This is a genomic window from Aequorivita sp. CIP111184 (assembly GCF_900489465.1).
Classification (GTDB): Bacteria; Bacteroidota; Bacteroidia; order Flavobacteriales; family Flavobacteriaceae; genus Aequorivita.
Genome location: NZ_UEFQ01000016.1, coordinates 109900 through 127735, shown reverse-complemented (window position 1 = coordinate 127735; position 17836 = coordinate 109900). Strand labels below are relative to the sequence as shown.

General features: G+C 36.6%; 19 protein-coding genes. 14 read left to right on the top strand and 5 right to left on the bottom strand.

Annotated features, from left to right (window positions below; genetic code table 11):
- Positions 1-139: 139 nt before the first annotated feature.
- The gene (locus AEQU1_RS06430) at positions 140-688 is read left to right on the top strand and encodes a sigma-70 family RNA polymerase sigma factor (protein ID WP_111879738.1); all 549 of its coding nucleotides are present in this window, start codon (positions 140-142) and stop codon (positions 686-688) included.
- Positions 689-693: 5 nt separating this feature from the next.
- Positions 694-948 carry a hypothetical protein gene (locus AEQU1_RS06425; protein ID WP_111879737.1) on the top strand — a complete coding sequence of 85 codons (255 nt, stop codon included), beginning with the start codon at positions 694-696 and terminating at the stop codon, positions 946-948.
- On the opposite strand, the gene AEQU1_RS06420 is transcribed toward AEQU1_RS06425, so the two are convergent.
- Positions 945-1763 carry a hypothetical protein gene (locus AEQU1_RS06420; protein WP_111879735.1) on the bottom strand — a complete coding sequence of 273 codons (819 nt, stop codon included), beginning with the start codon at positions 1761-1763 and terminating at the stop codon, positions 945-947. The two genes, AEQU1_RS06425 and AEQU1_RS06420, sit on opposite strands and share 4 nt — an antisense overlap.
- 131 nt (positions 1764-1894) lie before the next feature.
- Here AEQU1_RS06420 and gcvP point away from each other — a divergent pair, with 131 nt between their 5' ends.
- From gcvP to AEQU1_RS06375, 9 genes are all read left to right on the top strand, one after another.
- Complete coding sequence (gene gcvP / locus AEQU1_RS06415) at positions 1895-4744, top strand: aminomethyl-transferring glycine dehydrogenase (protein WP_111879733.1); 2850 nt, start codon at positions 1895-1897, stop codon at positions 4742-4744.
- A gap of 179 nt (positions 4745-4923) precedes the next feature.
- Positions 4924-5982, top strand: coding sequence for a 3-oxoacyl-ACP synthase III family protein (locus tag AEQU1_RS06410; protein WP_111880012.1), 1059 nt, complete (start codon positions 4924-4926; stop codon positions 5980-5982).
- 41 nt (positions 5983-6023) lie between these two features.
- The gene (locus AEQU1_RS06405; protein WP_111879732.1) at positions 6024-6545 is read left to right on the top strand and encodes a methyltransferase; all 522 of its coding nucleotides are present in this window, start codon (positions 6024-6026) and stop codon (positions 6543-6545) included.
- Positions 6546-6628: 83 nt separating this feature from the next.
- On the top strand, positions 6629-7420 hold the full coding sequence (locus tag AEQU1_RS06400; RefSeq protein ID WP_111879730.1) for a methyltransferase domain-containing protein: 792 nt from the start codon (positions 6629-6631) through the stop codon (positions 7418-7420).
- A gap of 57 nt (positions 7421-7477) precedes the next feature.
- Entirely contained in the window at positions 7478-8332 is an 855-nt protein-coding gene (locus AEQU1_RS06395; protein ID WP_111880010.1) for a glycosyltransferase family 2 protein, read from the top strand.
- A 100-nt stretch (positions 8333-8432) separates the two neighbouring features.
- Positions 8433-9539, top strand: a complete 1107-nt coding sequence (locus AEQU1_RS06390) for an alkaline phosphatase (protein WP_111879728.1) — start codon at positions 8433-8435, stop codon at positions 9537-9539.
- A 68-nt stretch (positions 9540-9607) separates the two neighbouring features.
- The gene (locus tag AEQU1_RS06385) at positions 9608-10348 is read left to right on the top strand and encodes an ABC transporter permease (protein WP_111879727.1); all 741 of its coding nucleotides are present in this window, start codon (positions 9608-9610) and stop codon (positions 10346-10348) included.
- The gene (locus tag AEQU1_RS06380; RefSeq protein ID WP_111879725.1) at positions 10345-11109 is read left to right on the top strand and encodes an ABC transporter ATP-binding protein; all 765 of its coding nucleotides are present in this window, start codon (positions 10345-10347) and stop codon (positions 11107-11109) included. Before AEQU1_RS06385 ends, AEQU1_RS06380 begins: the two co-directional genes overlap by 4 nt.
- A 69-nt stretch (positions 11110-11178) precedes the next feature.
- Positions 11179-12792, top strand: coding sequence for an FG-GAP-like repeat-containing protein (locus AEQU1_RS06375; RefSeq protein WP_111879723.1), 1614 nt, complete (start codon positions 11179-11181; stop codon positions 12790-12792).
- A 98-nt stretch (positions 12793-12890) separates the two neighbouring features.
- Here the strand turns inward: AEQU1_RS06375 and AEQU1_RS06370 are convergent, their stop codons facing one another.
- From AEQU1_RS06370 to AEQU1_RS06360, 3 genes are all read right to left on the bottom strand, one after another.
- The gene (locus AEQU1_RS06370; RefSeq protein ID WP_111879722.1) at positions 12891-14327 is read right to left on the bottom strand and encodes a DUF389 domain-containing protein; all 1437 of its coding nucleotides are present in this window, start codon (positions 14325-14327) and stop codon (positions 12891-12893) included.
- On the bottom strand, positions 14328-15407 hold the full coding sequence (locus tag AEQU1_RS06365; RefSeq protein ID WP_111879720.1) for a mannose-1-phosphate guanylyltransferase: 1080 nt from the start codon (positions 15405-15407) through the stop codon (positions 14328-14330).
- Between the two features lie 134 nt (positions 15408-15541).
- The gene (locus tag AEQU1_RS06360; protein ID WP_111879719.1) at positions 15542-16138 is read right to left on the bottom strand and encodes a SprT-like domain-containing protein; all 597 of its coding nucleotides are present in this window, start codon (positions 16136-16138) and stop codon (positions 15542-15544) included.
- A gap of 374 nt (positions 16139-16512) precedes the next feature.
- Here AEQU1_RS06360 and AEQU1_RS16430 point away from each other — a divergent pair, with 374 nt between their 5' ends.
- The 3 genes from AEQU1_RS16430 to AEQU1_RS06345 are packed head-to-tail and all read left to right on the top strand — an operon-like array spanning position 16513 to position 17153.
- Positions 16513-16743: a PepSY domain-containing protein gene (locus tag AEQU1_RS16430; RefSeq protein ID WP_146743724.1), complete on the top strand. Its 231-nt coding sequence runs from the start codon at positions 16513-16515 to the stop codon at positions 16741-16743.
- A gap of 30 nt (positions 16744-16773) precedes the next feature.
- Positions 16774-17061: a hypothetical protein gene (locus AEQU1_RS06350; RefSeq protein WP_111879717.1), complete on the top strand. Its 288-nt coding sequence runs from the start codon at positions 16774-16776 to the stop codon at positions 17059-17061.
- Positions 17007-17153 (top strand): PepSY domain-containing protein, encoded by a 147-nt coding sequence (locus AEQU1_RS06345; RefSeq protein ID WP_111879715.1) that lies wholly within the window; start codon positions 17007-17009, stop codon positions 17151-17153. Before AEQU1_RS06350 ends, AEQU1_RS06345 begins: the two co-directional genes overlap by 55 nt.
- Here AEQU1_RS06345 and AEQU1_RS06340 read toward each other — a convergent pair.
- A complete protein-coding gene (locus AEQU1_RS06340) occupies positions 17143-17823 on the bottom strand; it encodes an SDR family oxidoreductase (protein ID WP_111879714.1) in 681 nt (226 codons plus the stop codon). The genes AEQU1_RS06345 and AEQU1_RS06340 overlap by 11 nt on opposite strands.
- Positions 17824-17836 lie beyond the last annotated feature (13 nt).

Here is a 17836-nt window from a genome sequence, read left to right as displayed (position 1 = left end):
AAGGAAAACGCAACACCTCAATTCTTTAAATTCTATTGCTTTACGAACTTGCGGTTTGTATATCAAACTAAATGGCAGGCATTATCGTATATGTTTATAGAAACTTCCCTATTTTTGAAATAGGCTAAAAATTATTCTTTTGGAACTACTGAATCCCGACCAATGGGTTGAAAAATATGCAGATTACCTCTACAATTATACCATTGTACGGGTAAACGACCATATTGTTGCCCAAGACCTAATTTCTGAAACTTTTTTGGCAGGGCTAAAATCGAAAAAAAACTTTAAGGGTGAAGCTTCGGAGCGCACTTGGCTTATTTCTATCTTAAAGCGAAAAATAATCGATTATTACCGAAAGATAAATTCCAAAAAAGGAAAAGCCGAGGTACATATTTCCTATCGAGACGAGGATAGTGAAGGCGATTGGTTGGAAGAAAACGCTGCGGACCCTTTTGACAAGAATGCTGAGGACAAAATGGAAAACAAGGAGTTGGGACTTGCCATTCTAGAATGTTTGGATAAATTGAGCGAAAAGCAGGCAACTATCTTTAAAAAGAAAACCATTGAAAATTTTGATACCGATGCTCTTTGTAAAGAATACAACATTACGCCGTCTAACCTTTGGGTAATAATTCATCGAGCACGCAAATCAATGGTTGAGTGTTTGGAGAAAAATTGGTTTAATTAAAATATATGAAGTTTTTTTTAGAGTGTGATAAAGCTGTGCACGTGTGCGACAAAAGTCAATATAACGAAGCCAGCTTCCTCGAAAAGTTGATGCTGAAGTTGCACATACTTATGTGTAAACTGTGCCGTGGCCATGCAAAACGAAACAGCAAGCTAACCAAGACTATAAAATCTGCCAACATCAAAACGCTTCGACCTGAAGAAAAGCAGCAATTGAAAACTAGACTTCGGCAAGAAATAGATAACAGTCCACAATCCTAAAGATTTTCAAAAAGAATGAAAAGCGCTAACCAAAATATAGGGAGCCCTTCTACCCAAAAGGAAGCAAAATAACGTGACTGCTGGGTTTTTGAAACAACAATAAGCCACCCCAACACCACACAAAAAGACAACAAGCTTATAATATAAGAAACTTGATAGTCTTCCTTAAAAAATTCGAAAACCAAACAGAGCAACAACACCCCTTCTCCAATCAGTTTAGTGGCTTTAACACCCACTTTATGCGGCACGGTATTTAGATTTTGCGCATCATATGGTACATCGCGAATTTCAAAAGGCAGAATAAGGGCGATAACTATTAAAACACGTTGCAAAAAAGTAAGCATTAAATCCCCAGAAAAACAAACTTCAGAAGCAACTACAGGAACGATTACCGTAACACCAGCCCAAACAAAAGCCACCACAAAAATCTTTACACCGGAAAGTCTTCTTAAATTTTTACTTTTTATAAAAGGAACTGCATAAAAAAAAGTTGTCAATCCAAAACCTGCTGCAGCCAAAAGAGTAGTAATGGAAAGTTGAAAAGCAATTATCCCCAATAAAACGAAACACAATGCAGAAAAAACCTGAATGGTTTTTAAGGAATTAGTCAGGCGTCGATGGTGCAAACCCGCAACTTTGGCATATTTCACAAAATTATACCCCGTTAAAGCCCCGAGAAAAACGAATGCCCATAGTTCAATGGGGATCGTTAAATTGTATTCCATAACTGTAATTGCCAAAAAGGCTAACACGGCCAAAGCAACGTGAATACTACTATTTATATAAAAAGCAAATACCCCTCTTAAAACCTTCATAATACCAAAAATAATTAAAGTGTTGATAACCTCAATATTTAGTTGAAAAATTTAATTTATCAGGCACTTAAAAGCGAACTATTTTAGGTTAAATATTGTAATTTTGCCACCTAAATTTCAACCGCAAATTAATGAATACAGATTCTTTTGCTTTAAGGCATATCGGTCCCCGGGAAAATGACCTTCCTGAAATGCTTAAAACCATTGGCGCAAGCTCTCTTGACCAACTTATTTATGAAACCGTTCCAGACGATATTCTGCTGAAAAAAGCACTCGATCTGGATACGGCAATGAGTGAGCAGGAATATCTTGAGCACATTACCGAACTTTCCACAAAAAATAAGCTTTTTAAAACATACATTGGCTTGGGCTATCATCAGTCCATTACGCCTCCCGTAATCCAAAGAAATATTCTTGAAACTCCGGGATGGTATACTGCCTACACACCTTATCAAGCAGAGATTGCTCAAGGCAGACTTGAAGCATTGCTCAATTTTCAAACTGTGATAAGCGATTTAACTGGAATGGAGCTTGCAAATGCTTCCCTTTTGGACGAATCAACCGCTGCAGCAGAAGCAATGGCTCTTTTATACAACGTACGCGAAAAGGAAAAGAAAAAAAATAACGCAACTAAATTTTTTGTTTCAGACGAAGTGTTGCCTCAAACTCTTTCAGTTCTTGAAACACGTTCAATTCCTTTGGGAATCGAATTGGTTGTGGGCAATCACGAAGAGTTTGACTTTTCAGAAGGATTCTTTGGAGCGATAGTTCAATACCCAAGCAGAACTGGTAAAGTTTACAACTATAAAGGTTTCATTGAAAAAGCGAACGAGAACCAAATAAAGGTTGCAGTTGCCGCAGACATTTTGAGCCTTGTAATGCTTGAATCTCCAGGTCAATTTGGGGTTGATGTAGTTGTAGGGACTACGCAGCGTTTTGGAATTCCATTGGGTTATGGAGGACCGCACGCCGCTTTCTTCGCCACAAAAGACGAATATAAACGAAGCATTCCAGGACGTATCATCGGAGTTACAAAAGATACCGACGGCAATCGTGCTTTGCGAATGGCGCTTCAAACAAGAGAACAGCACATTAAGCGCGACAAAGCCACTTCAAACATTTGTACCGCTCAGGTTTTATTAGCGGTCATGGCTGGTATGTACGCTGTTTATCACGGTCCTGAAGGATTAAAATATATTGCTAGAAAAGTACACAACGGCGCTGTAACCCTTGCAAATGCTTTGGAAAAATTGGGCTTTGAGCAGATAAACGAAACCTTTTTTGACACCATAGCAATAAAGGCTGATGCTACTAAAATCAAGTTTTTGGCGGAAGCGAAAGAAGTAAATTTCTACTATCCAAATGCCGAAACAGTTTCCATATCAATAAACGAAACTACTACCGTAAAAGATCTGAATAAAATAGTCGCCATCTTTTCCGAAGCAATTAAAAAAGATTTTCAAAAGATTGCTGAACTGGAAACTGGCAATAAAATTCCAAAAGAAGTTGCCCGTAAAACGGAATTTTTACAACAAGAAGTTTTCAATAAATACCACAGTGAAACCGATTTGATGCGCTATATCAAAAAATTAGAGCGTAAAGATCTTTCGTTGAACCATTCCATGATTTCGTTAGGTTCTTGCACGATGAAATTGAATGCTGCTGCGGAGATGCTTCCTTTGAGCGATCCAATGTGGGGCAATGTGCATCCGTTCGTTCCGGTGGAACAAGCTGAAGGCTATCAAATTGTTTTGAAGAAACTTGAAAAACAACTTACTGAAATTACTGGATTCGCTGGAACTTCACTTCAACCAAACAGTGGTGCGCAAGGTGAATACGCCGGTTTAATGGTTATCCGCGCCTATCACGAATCACGCGGTGAAAACCACAGAAATATTTGTTTGATCCCTTCTTCAGCACACGGAACAAACCCTGCAAGTGCCGTTATGGCTGGAATGCAAGTTGTGGTTACCAAAGCTAACGATGAAGGAAACATTGATGTAGATGATTTACGTGAAAAAGCAATAAAATACAAAGACAATCTTTCGTGCTTGATGGTTACTTATCCATCAACACACGGAGTATATGAATCAGCAATTCGTGAAATTACCAGTATCATTCACGAAAATGGAGGCCAAGTCTATATGGATGGCGCAAACATGAATGCACAGGTTGGATTAACCAATCCTGGAGCAATTGGCGCTGATGTTTGCCACTTGAACCTTCACAAAACTTTCGCCATTCCTCACGGAGGTGGTGGACCGGGGGTTGGCCCAATTTGTGTTGCAAAACAGTTGGTTCCATTTTTGCCTTCAAACCCAGTAATTCATACAGGTGGTGAAAAAGCTATTACAGCAGTTTCAGGGGCACCTTACGGGAGCTCATTGGTTTGTCTTATAAGTTATGCCTATATCTGTATGCTTGGCGTTAACGGCCTAAAGAAAGCAACACAATTTGCAATTCTGAACGCCAATTACATCAAAGAAAGATTGAACGGCCATTACGAAGTGCTTTACGCAGGCGAACGCGGCAGGGCAGCACATGAAATGATCGTGGATTGCCGACCGTTTAAAGTGAAAGGAATTGAAGTAACAGACATCGCAAAACGATTGATGGACTACGGTTTCCACGCGCCAACGGTTTCTTTTCCAATTGCAGGAACGCTGATGATTGAACCTACGGAAAGTGAAAGCAAGATGTCTTTGGACCAATTTTGTGACGCGATGATTTCTATAAGAAAAGAAATTGAAGATGCCGATAAAGATGAGCCAAACAATGTTTTGAAAAATTCGCCACACACATTGCAAATGTTGACCGCAGATTCTTGGAATTTTCCTTATAGCAGACAAAAGGCGGCATTTCCAATGGAATATATTTCAGACAATAAATTCTGGCCTTCAATTAGAAGAGTGGACGATGCATATGGAGACAGAAACCTTATTTGCACCTGCAATCCGATTGAAGCTTACATGGAAGCTTAATGTTTTTTAAATGATGAGGATTTTAAAAATTATGAAAATCCTAAAATAAAAAGGAAAAAATAGCAATAAATCAAAAAGACAATAATTAATTTCAGAATAGTTCAAAAAGAAATTATTTGTGTGTTTTATGAGTCATTAGAATAACTCTTTTGTTTATTTTTAATAAAATTTTTCAAAACATGAATGTCAAAATAACCGGTATAGGCAGTTATATTCCGAGTGAAATTGCAAAGAACGAACACTTCGGCAAGCATCATTTTTACAATGAAGATGGAACCCGTTTTGGCAACGAAAACGAGGTTATTATTGAAAAGTTTAAGGCTATTACCGGCATTCACGAAAGGCGGTATATTCCAAAAACACTAGCTACTTCAGATATAGCTTCTTTTGCAGCAGAAAACGCTATTAAAAATTCTGGAATCAATAAAGAAGAGTTAAATTATATTATTGTTGCCCATAATTACGGTGATGTAAAAGACGGTTCCGTACAAAGTGATACCGTACCCAGTATTGCCACCCGTGTTAAACACAACCTAAAGATTCAAAATCCTACCTGTGTGGGTTATGATGTGCTTTTTGGCTGTCCAGGATGGATTGAGGGAATGATCCAAGCCTATGCTTTTATAAAAGCAGGAATGGCAAAAAAATGCTTGGTGATTGGCGCAGAAGCTCTTTCGCGAGTGGTTGATCCGCACGATCGTGATTCTATGATTTATAGCGATGGCGCTGGCGCAGCTGTGGTTGAAGTAAGTGATGAAGATGGAGGCATTCTCAATCATTTTAGTGCGACCTATGCTTTTGAAGAAGCACATTTCATCTTTTTTGGCGAAAGCAACAATTTAGAGATTAAAGACAATCGTCGCTATATAAAAATGTACGGTAGAAAGATTTATGAATTTGCTTTAAATAATGTGCCGGACGCGATGAAAACATGCTTGGATAAAAGCGAGGTAGGCATTGATGAAGTGAAAAAAATATTTATCCACCAAGCAAACGAAAAAATGGATGAAGCTATCGTCAACCGTTTTTATAAACTTTACGGCAAGTCTGCTCCTGAAAATATTATGCCAATGAGCATTGACAAACTGGGAAATAGTAGTGTGGCAACTGTTCCAACACTTTATGATTTGGTATTGAATGGCGAGTTAAAAGGTCATTCCATCCAAAAAGGTGATGTGGTTATTTTTGCAAGCGTTGGCGCAGGCATGAATATTAATTCGATAGTTTATAGGGTTTAAATTAATTCAGAATTGTAAATTCTGAATTCTGAATTAAAAATATGTACGAAGGCAAGTTTCCGAAAAAAAGATACAAGCACACCCTAAGTTTTCTAAACGACGTCATTTCCAAAGATGAAAAAATTCTCGATCTAGGCGTTACCAATCCTTTTTCTGAAATAATTATTAAAGAAGGCTATAAAGTTACTAATACAAAAGGCGAAGATCTTGATCTTGAAACCGACGTTGTAAAAACTGAGGATTTTGATGTGGTTACCGCCTTTGAAATCTTTGAGCATTTGGTTTCGCCCTTCAATGTTTTGAATGATATTCGAGCCAAAAAATTGGTCGCTTCCATTCCATTAAAATTATGGTTTGCTTCAGCGTATCGAAGCAAAACAGACAAATGGGATCGCCATTATCACGAATTTGAGGATTGGCAATTTGATTGGCTACTCGAAAAAGCAGGCTGGCGGATTGTGAAAAGTGAAAAATTTACAAATCCAGTAAAAAAGATGGGAATTCGACCTATTCTCAGAAGGATTACGCCACGCTATTATTTGGTTTATGCTACAAGATTATAACACATACTTTTTTTAAATATGCATATTTCGGGAAGAAATTAAAAACAGCACTTCATAAAATGCATTCAGTAACGTATTAATAAATGTATAGAAAATTTGTTTCCATTATTAAGAAATATACCCCAAAAAAATGGAGGTTTATTCTGAGAAAATTAAGGCGTTGGTTATTATATTTCACACAAGTTGTGGTCGGGTTAAAGTTTAATAAGAAATACTTTTGTCCGGTAAATGATAAAAAATACAGAACATTCATAAAAGATGGAAAATTATTGCTTTCGCTTGATTTAGGTGCAAGAGAGCGCCATAGATTTATTTGGCATTATATCGCTTCCCGCACCAAATTATTTACAGAAGAAGGAATAAAACTATTACATATTTCACCAGAATATTGTTTCTATGAAAAATTAAAAGAGAAAAAAAATATTCAATATTTCCCCGTAGATAAATTTGAGCCAGGTTACGATTATCTTTCCTTAACCAAAGACTTTGATTTATTAAATACCGGACTACTGGCGGAACAATATGATTTTATTATATGCAACCATGTTTTAGAACATATAACAGATGATAAAGTTGCAATTGCCAATTTATTCAAAGTTTTAAAAAAAGATGGAACGGCCATTATCAGTGTGCCCATTTTAGAAAATGATGCTCCTACTTATGAAGATAATTCAATCACGACTCCTAAAGAGCGTAAGCAACATTTTGGGCAATGGGACCATGTTAGATATTACGGGACAGATATTGAAAATCGCTTTATAGATGCAGGATTTAAGGTTAAAACCGTAAGCTCCTCAGATTATTTTAATGAAATGGGGAGAATAAGATTCGGTGTCCCTAAAAAACAATATCTTTTCCATTTAACTAAATCATAATTGAACCTAGTGGACCAAACCGAAAAGCAGAAACTTTTATTTAAATCAAGTTTTCCTTTGAATATCTACATAGTCATTCCAGCTCATAACGAAGAAACTTATCTTTCAAAAACTTTGCAGTCTTTGGTGGAACAAACCTTTCTTCCCAAAAAAATAATTGTTGTAAACGATGCCTCAACAGATGGCACACAAAAAATAATTGATCAGTTTTCAGAAAAATACTCTTTTATTGAAGGTGTTCTTCACATTTCGAAGGCAATGCATGAGCCCGGAAGCAAAGTTATAAATGCTTTTTACAATGGTTTTGAGAAGCTCGATACTAATTTCGACATTATATGTAAATACGATGCCGACTTAATTTTTCCGAAGAACTATTTAGAAAAAATTGATGCAATTTTTCAAGATGATCCTTCTGTGGGAATGGTGGGAGGGTTTTGCTACATAGAAAAAGATGGGGAATACATTTTGGAGAATCTTACAAATAAAGACCACATTCGAGGAGCCTTAAAAGCATATAGAAAAAAATGTTTTGAACAAATAAATGGCTTAAAAAATGCAATAGGATGGGACACAGTTGATGAAACCCTCGCCCAATATCATGGTTGGAAAATAATAACAGATAATTCTCTTCATGTAAAGCATTTAAAACCCACGGGGAAATTTTATGCGAAAGCTGCGCGATACAGATACGGCGAGGCTTTTTACAAAATGCGTTATGGTTTTTGGCTCACAACAATTGCTTCCGCCAAACTCTCTTCTAAGAAAAATAGTCTTCAATTTTTTATGGATTCATTGAAAGGATATTCAAAAGCGAAAAAAGAAAAGATTGATTTTATAGTTTCTGAAAGCGAAGGAAAATTCATAAGAAAACTGCGGTGGCAAAATATTAAAAAGAAAATTGGCGTTGGATAATTTGAAATTAATTTTTTTTGTGAACTTAATCCTAAATCACAACGTCTTCTTAACACTTAAAAGCATATAGGTTCTTTATTTTTGCAAATAAAATTTTACAATGAAAATCAAGTTTTTCTTCCCCATTCTTCTTTTTTCCTTTTCACTCATTTCAACTTCCTGTGTTTCTGTTCAAGTTAAAGAAAATACGATTTCCACAGCTCCTTCCGAAGTAAAAAAACCTAAAAATATAATTCTTTTAATTGGTGATGGAATGGGCCTTAGCCAAGTTTCTACAGCTATTTATTACAAAGATGGTAAACCAAACTTTGAACGGTTTCATACTATTGGTTTGAGCAAAACTTCTTCCGCTAGCGATTTGATTACTGATTCTGCTGCTGGAGCCACCGTTTTCTCTACTGGCGAAAAAACTTATAATGGTGCCATTGCGGTTAATATGGACACCATTCCCCTTCCAACTATTGTAGAGCAATTATCAAAAAGAGGCTTGGCTACGGGGATTATTGCAACATCTTCACTTCAACACGCCACGCCGGCAAGTTTTTATGCGCATGTAAAATCTAGAAGTCTTTATGAAGATATTACAACTTTTGCCCCAAATAGCGGAGTGAACTTTTTTGCGGGTGGAGGATTGAAATTTTTCAATAACAGAAAAGACGGAAAGGATCTTTTGGCAGAAATGAAAGCCAAAGGATATGATATAATTACAGACAAACTTCCTAACACCCCAAGTGAAAACAATGAAATCATTCTGCTTGCAGATGATGGAATGCCAAAAATGAGCGAAGGTCGCGGCGATTTTCTTCCAAATGCAACAAAGCTAGCTTTGGAAAAACTATCAAAAAACGAAAAAGGGTTTTTTCTAATGGTTGAAGGAAGCCAAATAGACTGGGGCGGTCATAATAATGATGCCGATTACCTGATTCAAGAACTCTTGGATTTTGATAAAACCTTGGGCGTGGCTTTAGATTTTGCAAAACAAAATGGCGAAACGCTCGTAATAGTTACTGCAGATCACGAAACGGGTGGGTATACCCTTTCTTCAGATGGTAACGATTACAACAAAATTAAGCCTAGTTTTTCTACCCCCGGACATTCAGGCACGATGGTTCCTGTTTTTGCAGAAGGACCTGGCGCTTCCTTTTTCAATGGAATTTTTGAAAGCACCGAGATTTATCATAAAATGATGACTCTTTTTGGTAAATAAAAGCTAAAAAAAGCTTTTTAAAAAAACCTTGCGCTAATTTTAGTACTTTAGCCGTAGCTATCTTTTTTATGAAGTATTTACAAGATATTGGTTCCTATTTTTTGATGCTTAAAAAGGTGTTTGGTAGTTTTACCAAAACATCTGTTTTAAAACACCTCATTTTTAAGGAAATCAACGACCTTATTATTAGTTCCTTGGGCATTGTTGCTTTTATATCCTTCTTTGTTGGAGGTGTTGTAGCAATACAAACCGCTCTGAATATGAACAATCCATTAATTCCGAAAAGCCTTATTGGTTTTGCCACACGGCAATCGGTTATATTGGAATTTGCCCCTACCTTTATTTCAATAATTATGGCGGGTAAAGTTGGATCTTTTATTACCTCCAGCATAGGCTCTATGCGGGTTACAGAACAAATTGACGCCCTAGAAGTTATGGGAATCAATTCGCTAAACTACTTGGTTTTTCCAAAAATAGTTGCATTAATGTTCTATCCTTTTGTGATTGTTATTGCAATGTTTCTAGGTATTTTAGGAGGCTGGGTGGCTGGCGTTTATGGAGGTTTTTCTAGTTCTACAGCTTTTATTTCGGGCTTACAGGATAGTTTTATACCCTATCAGCTATTTTACGCATTCTTTAAAACGTTTGTATTTGCCTTCATTTTGGCAACCGTTCCTTCTTGGCAAGGATTTTATATGAAAGGTGGCGCGCTAGAAGTGGGCAAGGCTAGCACAAATTCTTTTGTATGGACGAGTGTGTTGATTATCTCTGCAAATTATATTATAACCCAACTCCTTTTAAGCACATGATAAAAGTAGAAAACGTACATAAAAGTTTTGGAGATGAAGAAATCCTAAAAGGAATTACTACTGAATTTGACAAAGGAAAAACGAACCTTATTATTGGTCAAAGTGGAAGTGGAAAAACCGTTTTGCTCAAATGTCTCATCGGGCTTTTTAAACCAGACCAGGGGAAAATATATTACGAAGATAAGGCCATTCAAAATATGGACGACGAAGAACAGCGCAAACTTCGTGAAGAAATTGGAATGCTATTTCAGGGCGGAGCATTGTTTGATTCCATGAATATTGAAGAAAATGTAATGTTTCCATTACGAATGTTCACCAAACAGAAAAAAGCAGATATGGTGGCTCGCGTTAACGAAGTACTGAAACGGGTAAATCTTGAAAATGTAAATAAGAAATTCCCTGCTGAAATTTCTGGTGGTATGCAAAAGCGGGTTTCCATTGCAAGGGCAATTGTAAACAAACCTAAATTTCTTTTTTGTGATGAACCTAATTCTGGACTTGATCCAAAAACCGCAACATTAATTGATACCCTCATTCAGGAAATAACCCACGAATATGATATTACAACAGTTGTAGTAACCCACGATATGAACTCGGTGATGGAGATTGGAGAAAAAGTTGTTTTGCTCAAAAACGGTAAATTGGTTTGGCAGGGTGACAATCAAGAAATTTTTAAAACTGACAATGAAGACGTAACCAATTTTGTATATTCTTCAGATCTTTTCAAAAAAATACGTGGTGTCCAGTTAAAAGAAGGTTAATTTTTTTCCTTCTATCTCCTTATTTATCAATTATTTTGCTTTATTTTTAAAGTCCAAATTATTGATATTATGATAAATAAATTACTTTCCTTATGCACCATTTTATTTAGTGCATCCCTAATTGCCCAAGTAACATTCACAAATCAAAGCGGCCTTATTGGTAATTACCCAGACTATTCTGAAGTTGCTGTTGATATGAACGGCGATTATCTTGATGATTATGTACGTATTTCCGAAAATGGGGTCGGAATAGATTATCAGCTTACAGACCATACATTCAATTCTGTATTTATTACAACGCCAATACAAAATGTTCCTGACTGGAGTGTAGCCGCCGGTGATATTGATGGCAATGGGTTTAATGACCTTCTTCTTGGAAACAATTCTCGTGTTTCTTTTTTATTCGCGAATTCGGATGGAACCGCCTATACCGAAGTGCCAAAACCAGACTATATCTTTTCGCAAAGATCAACCCTTGCCGATATAAACAATGACGGCTTGCTCGATGCTTTTGTGTGTCACGATGTTGATCTTAGTCATCCCTACCGAAACGGTGGAGGCCAAAATATGATTTTGGACCAAACGCTAATTGTAACTTTAGACCGCCCAGGGAATTACGCCGCCATTTGGGTAGATTACGATAATGATGGCGATATTGATATGTATTTAACCAAATGTCGTGGTGGAGCGCTACCTGGTGATGAAAATCGTGACAATGCGATGTACACCAATAATGGCGATGGCACTTTTACTGAAAATGGTCTTGATATTGGAATGCGAGACAATGCACAATCCTGGTCAACCGTATTTGAGGACTTTGATAATGATGGCGATTTTGATGCTTTCATTGTAAATCACGATTTCCAAAATCGTTTGATGGAAAATGATGGAACAGGAATGTTTACTGATGTTATTGCAGGATCAGGAATAAACCCAACCGATCTTGGTGCTTGGGAAAACCAATCTGCCGATTTCAACAATGATGGTTTTGTAGATATTTTTTCCGAAATGTCAAAAGAGCTTTACCTAAATAATGGCGACATGACCTTTACTGGCCAAGACTTAAGTTTTGACGAAGGGGGAATTGGAGATTTTAATAATGATGGCTTTTTAGATGTAGTTAACGATGGAAACCTATACATAAATGATGGCAACTCCAACAACTGGGTAAAAGTAGGTTTAGAAGGCGTTGAAAGCAATAAAAACGGAATTGGTGCTAGGGTAAAAATTGTTGGCGATTGGGGCACACAAATGCGTGAAGTACGTTCCGGCCAAGGTTTTAGTCATATGAATTCGTTATTGGCCCATTTTGGGATTGGCACGAGTACAGCTATTCAAACCTTAATAGTTGAATGGCCTTCAGGAACCGTAGATGTAATTCAAAACCCAGATATGAATATGACCCATATCATCGTAGAAGGAAGTTATCCATTGGCTATCACAGACTATATAAAAGATGAATTAAAATTATATCCAAATCCAACTTCAGACATACTAAATTTTAAAATGAAAGGACTTGAGAATACTACCGTACAAATTATAGACATTAACGGAAAAGTAGTTTTGAGTACAAAAGTATCAAACCAAGGAGCCGTAAACGTTTCTTCCTTGAAAACAGGTACTTATTTAGCAATGCTTCAGGTAGAAAAGAAAACCGTCAGTTATAAATTTATTAAGAATTGATACTCTATAAAACCAAGAATTCACAAATAATTATTTATTATTTGTGAATTCGCGGTGAATATAAAACTGTATATCCCAGTAAAACTACTGGGATTTTTTTATGGATATTCTGAAACTTGCAGGGTGTCCAACTTCAATTTAAACTTAAGCCATTGCTGTATTTTTTTCAGATCGTCCCTTTTTTCTTTTGAAGAAACATCTTTTTTCCAGCGAATATTGATAACAGGCAAAGTATCGGTTTTTTGAAAGTTTGTAGTTATCTTGTTTGAATAACTGAAAGTCTCAACGCCTTCGTAATTAATCTTCAGTTCTTCACTCAACTCTTTAAAAGGTACATTTTGAACCTTTATGAGTGCAATCTGATTTTCCAAAAAGCGAATTTTTTCGTCTTTATCTTGAATGAGCTGTTCGTTTTTAACGTATAAATCCTCCAGTATTCCCGCTTTTATTTCACTGGAAAGTTTTGCCGATATTTCCCCGCTTTGATCCGCCCCTTGATAGATTCGCAAATGGGTTTCTTCAAGCTTGTCGGTTTTTTCCAGTTTGTCCAGCCATTCGTTTATTTTATCCTGAGGAACAGGACGACCAATTAAATACACATCAATATCTCTCGATTTATAATCCTGTGTAAATTTTACAACTTCAGCACCATCATATTTTATAACGGTATTTACAAATTCCTTTGTTTTATTTTCGAAAACTTGTTGGTCCAATAGTTTTATAAACAACCAAACACTCGGCACCATAACTGCTATGGCAATTAAGGAAGCTATTTGAGCAGTTCTTTTACGCCTTTTACTGTTGACATAACGCACCAAAGGAAACTGCAAAATTTTCGAAACAATAAAAGTGGAAAGTGCAATGAAAACTGCATTTATAGAAAACAGATAAAGCGCACCACCAGCATACGATGCATTTCCAATAGCCAGACCATAACCCACTGTACATAAAGGAGGCATCAACGCAGTTGCAATTGCAACACCGAAAATAACACTGGCAATAGTGCCGCTTTTGGTTTTAGCAACAATTAATCCCAAACCACCAAAAATAGCAATCAGAACATCTAAAATTGTTGGATATGTTCTAGCGATTAACTCTGGAGTTTCCTCTGTTAGTGGGGAAAGTTTAAAATAGAGAAACGCGGTAAGTACGCTCAAAAAAACCATCACCCCGAGGTTTACAAGAGAACGTCGTAATGTTTCAACATCATTAATTGCTACAGACAAACCAATACCCACTATTGGCCCCATTAATGGAGAAATAAGCATCGCACCAATAACTACCGCTGTGCTACTTACATTAAGTCCGATGGAAGCAACAAATATGGAGAAAATAAGAATCCAAGCTGTGTGGCCTTTAAAAGGAATATCTTTTTTAACGGCTTCAATCGTAGCGTCACGATCAGAATCCGTTCGAATATCAAACAGCTCAATGAAGAATTTTTTGATACTTTCCCAAGTGTTGAGCTTTACATTTTCAAACTCCTCATCATTCGGAGTTATCTTTATATCCTTATTATTTTCTGTGCTCTCCATCTATAAATATTTTTTTCCAAATTTATCCGAAACCTCCTTCAAAAGTTCTTTTATTTCCTGTTCTTTTTTCTTTGGAAACAATAACAGAACCTCTTCCTTATCCACAACAATGTAATCTTCAATTCCGTCCAAAACAACCAATTTTTTTGAAGCGGTAAAAATCATATTGTTTTTTGAATCCTTTAAAAGTGTTTCTGCATTTACAATGGAATTGCCAGCGTCGTCAGTATTCATTTTGTCGTAGAGGGCACCCCAAGTTCCCAAATCGTTCCAATCAAAAGTGGCCTTTTTTATATAAACATTCTGGGCTTTCTCAAGAATTCCGTAATCTATAGAAATATTCTCTGCATCGATATAATTTTTTTCAATAAAAGATTTTTCTTCGGAAGTATTCAAAACGTCCATTCCTTTCGAAAACAGCGAATTCATTTCAGTCAAATATTTTTCAAACGAAGCGACGATACTTTTCGCACTCCAAATAAAGATTCCCGCATTCCATAGGAAATTTCCTTCGGCAAGAAATTTTTTGGCGGTTTCATAATCAGGTTTTTCGCGAAACTGTTTCACCTTTACAATTTCCGAAATATTGTTTTTATCACTTTCAATATAACCATATCCTGTGTTTGGAAATGTTGGCTCAATGCCCAATGTCAATAAAATATCTTCATTCTGAGCAGCCTCAAAACAAGCTTGGATATCATTTGCGAAAGCCGTTTCATCTTCAATCCAATGGTCGCTCGGCGCTACGAGCATTAGGGCATTCGGGTTTTCTTTTTTAATTTTTAAAGCTGAAAGTAAAATACAGGGGGCGGTATTGCGCATTGCTGGTTCTAAAACCACTTGTTTTTCAGAAATTTCCGGTAATTGCTTCAATGTAATCTCCAGATATATTTCATTGGTAAGTATGTATATATTTTCTGCAGGAATAATTTTATTGAGCCTTGAAAAAGTTTTTTGCAGCAGCGTTTGCCCCGTACCAAGCATATCGTGAAACTGCTTGGGAAAAGCTTGTGTGCTCATTGGCCAAAATCGCGATCCAATACCACCGGCCATAATTACTGCGTAATAATTATTGTTCATATTTTAATTTTATTGACACAAGACTAAAGGGACGCACGACCCACGACAACTTCAGATTAATATTAATTTTATTTCGCCCTTTTAACAATAAACCTTCGCTGGATTTACTACCCTATAGTATTTTGTGATTCATTTCACTTCAAAAATTCCACTTCTGCATTTGGATTGAAAAGATACGTTCTTCCAGTGGCAACTTCTAAACATTCAAAACGTTTTACACGCTGTTTTCCGCGTTTAAAAATTTTCCCATTGTATAATCTGAAATGTCCCCCAAAGGGTATTTCAAAGATATAGTTTTTATCGTTTGCGGGGTCGAATTGCTTTAGCGCCAATGCAAGACTAGCGTCTGTATCACTTGAAGCTTTCGGGTTTTTGAAATGCCGGGCTAATAAAGGCAATAGTTGATCTGGAAAAACCTCGGGACGCAAAAAAGGTAACATCAAAAGTTGAAAGGTGCGTTTCCATTCCAAACCATGTGGTTTTATGAAACGGCCGTATTTTGTAAACGCCTCCAAATGGGCAATTTCGTGAATAAGGGTGATCAAGAAACGGTATTTATTGAGCGAGGTATTTACTGTAATTTGATGATGCCCGTTGGGCATTTTTCTGTAATCGCCGTGCCTTGTTACACGCTCATTAACGATTTTTAAATGCACGTTGTGATTTTTTATCAGTTCAAATGCAGAGGCTACGGAAGCTTGCGGAATATATTTTTCAAGAATCTCTGTCATAAATACCCAAACGAAGGTTTCTACCTATTTTTTATAGCTTCAAAAATAACCAGACTTAATCAATTTACTGCACAAAACAGGGAGATTTGAGTGATTTTCAAAAAAAATATTGCCTGCATATCTTTTGCTTCCAGCATAATGCAAATTACTATTTAAAACAATTCTGAATAGTTTTTGAATTATAAGACTTTCAGTAGGCGCAGGCGCTTATTATAGTGGTGAACACCCTATCAACGATCGGTCGTCAGAGCCTGTTACACACCAAGGGATTAAGCCAAATCAAAAACCATTTGATGTGGAAGCGTATTCATTGGTAAATATTCAAGCGGAATACAAATTCAACAGAAACTGGAGCCTTCAATTTTTAGCAAACAATGTATTCAACAAGATTGGCTACAATGCGTATAGAACCAGTTATATCAATCAAACTGATCCACGAAACTCTGCAGATGTGTCCCTTAGGATTTTACACCGCAATTTTTTTACTAATTATGTCGCTCACCGGCTTGTTTTGGTCTTTTGAATGGTATAAGGATGCGGGAAGCAGAGTGTTGGGAACGGAAGTTTTTGGCGGTCGCGGCGGCGGACCTAAAATTATTTCATAAGCAAATGCCAATTCAGAAACTGTAAGTTTTATGAAAATTCTAAAAATTACAGAAGTGGAATTGCCTTTTGAAGGAACCACCACTCTTCAAATTCCTTCAGCTAAAGATCCTATTTTCAGTATACGAAAATATCACGATACTGATTTTTTTGAAACAGCAGTAGATGAACTAAAAATCGATCGCGACGGAACACTTACTTCAAAAGAAATTTTTTCAGAAAAACCATTTAATGTACAACTTGCCAATTCTATCAGATCCTGCATATGGGGACTATTTTTGGTTGGTTTTCAAAAACCATTCACTTCATTTCTTGTTTAATTGCCACAAGTCTTCCCATAACTGGTGTGATTATCTGGCTTAACAAATTGAAGAAGAAACCTAAAAAGAAAAAGAAACCACTTAAGGTGTAGTACTTGAAACCTGCAATATTTTTCCGTTATAAAATTTATTTCCGCTAAGGGAAAAATCCATTATGTAGTGCGCCATTTCAGTTGCAGAAAGTGGTGCCTTAAAACCTGGGAAGGCTTCTTCAAGCATTTCGGTTTGCACAGAGCCCAAAGCCAAAACGTTAAATGAAGGACCGGTTTCCTTGTATTCTTCGGCTAGTATCTCGGTTAAAGTGATAATTGCACCTTTACTGCTGCTGTAAGCGCTCAGTCCTGGAAATTTTACACTGCCCTGCACCCCGCCCATACTGCTGATATTAATTACATGACCACTTTTATCCATTAAGGGAAGCACCGCTTTCATTAAAGACGCCACCCCAAAAACATTTACATCATAAGACCTTTTAAATTCTTCAGCAGTGATTTCAGCAAAGGGTTTATTGACCAAGAATCCTGCATTGTTTATCAATACGTCTACAGATTTCATGGATGTTTGCAGATAGGCTGAAAGTTTAACGATTTCAGATTCATCTGCAATGTCAAATTCGAGAGCCGTTACATTTTTCAGCTTTAAATCTGAAATGGGTTTTGAATTCCGAGAAAGCGCTAATACATTATGCCCTGCTTCGAAAAAAAGTTTTGCCATTTCGTAACCGATGCCTCGGGAAGTTCCTGTAATAATTATGTTTTTCATAATTTAAATATAC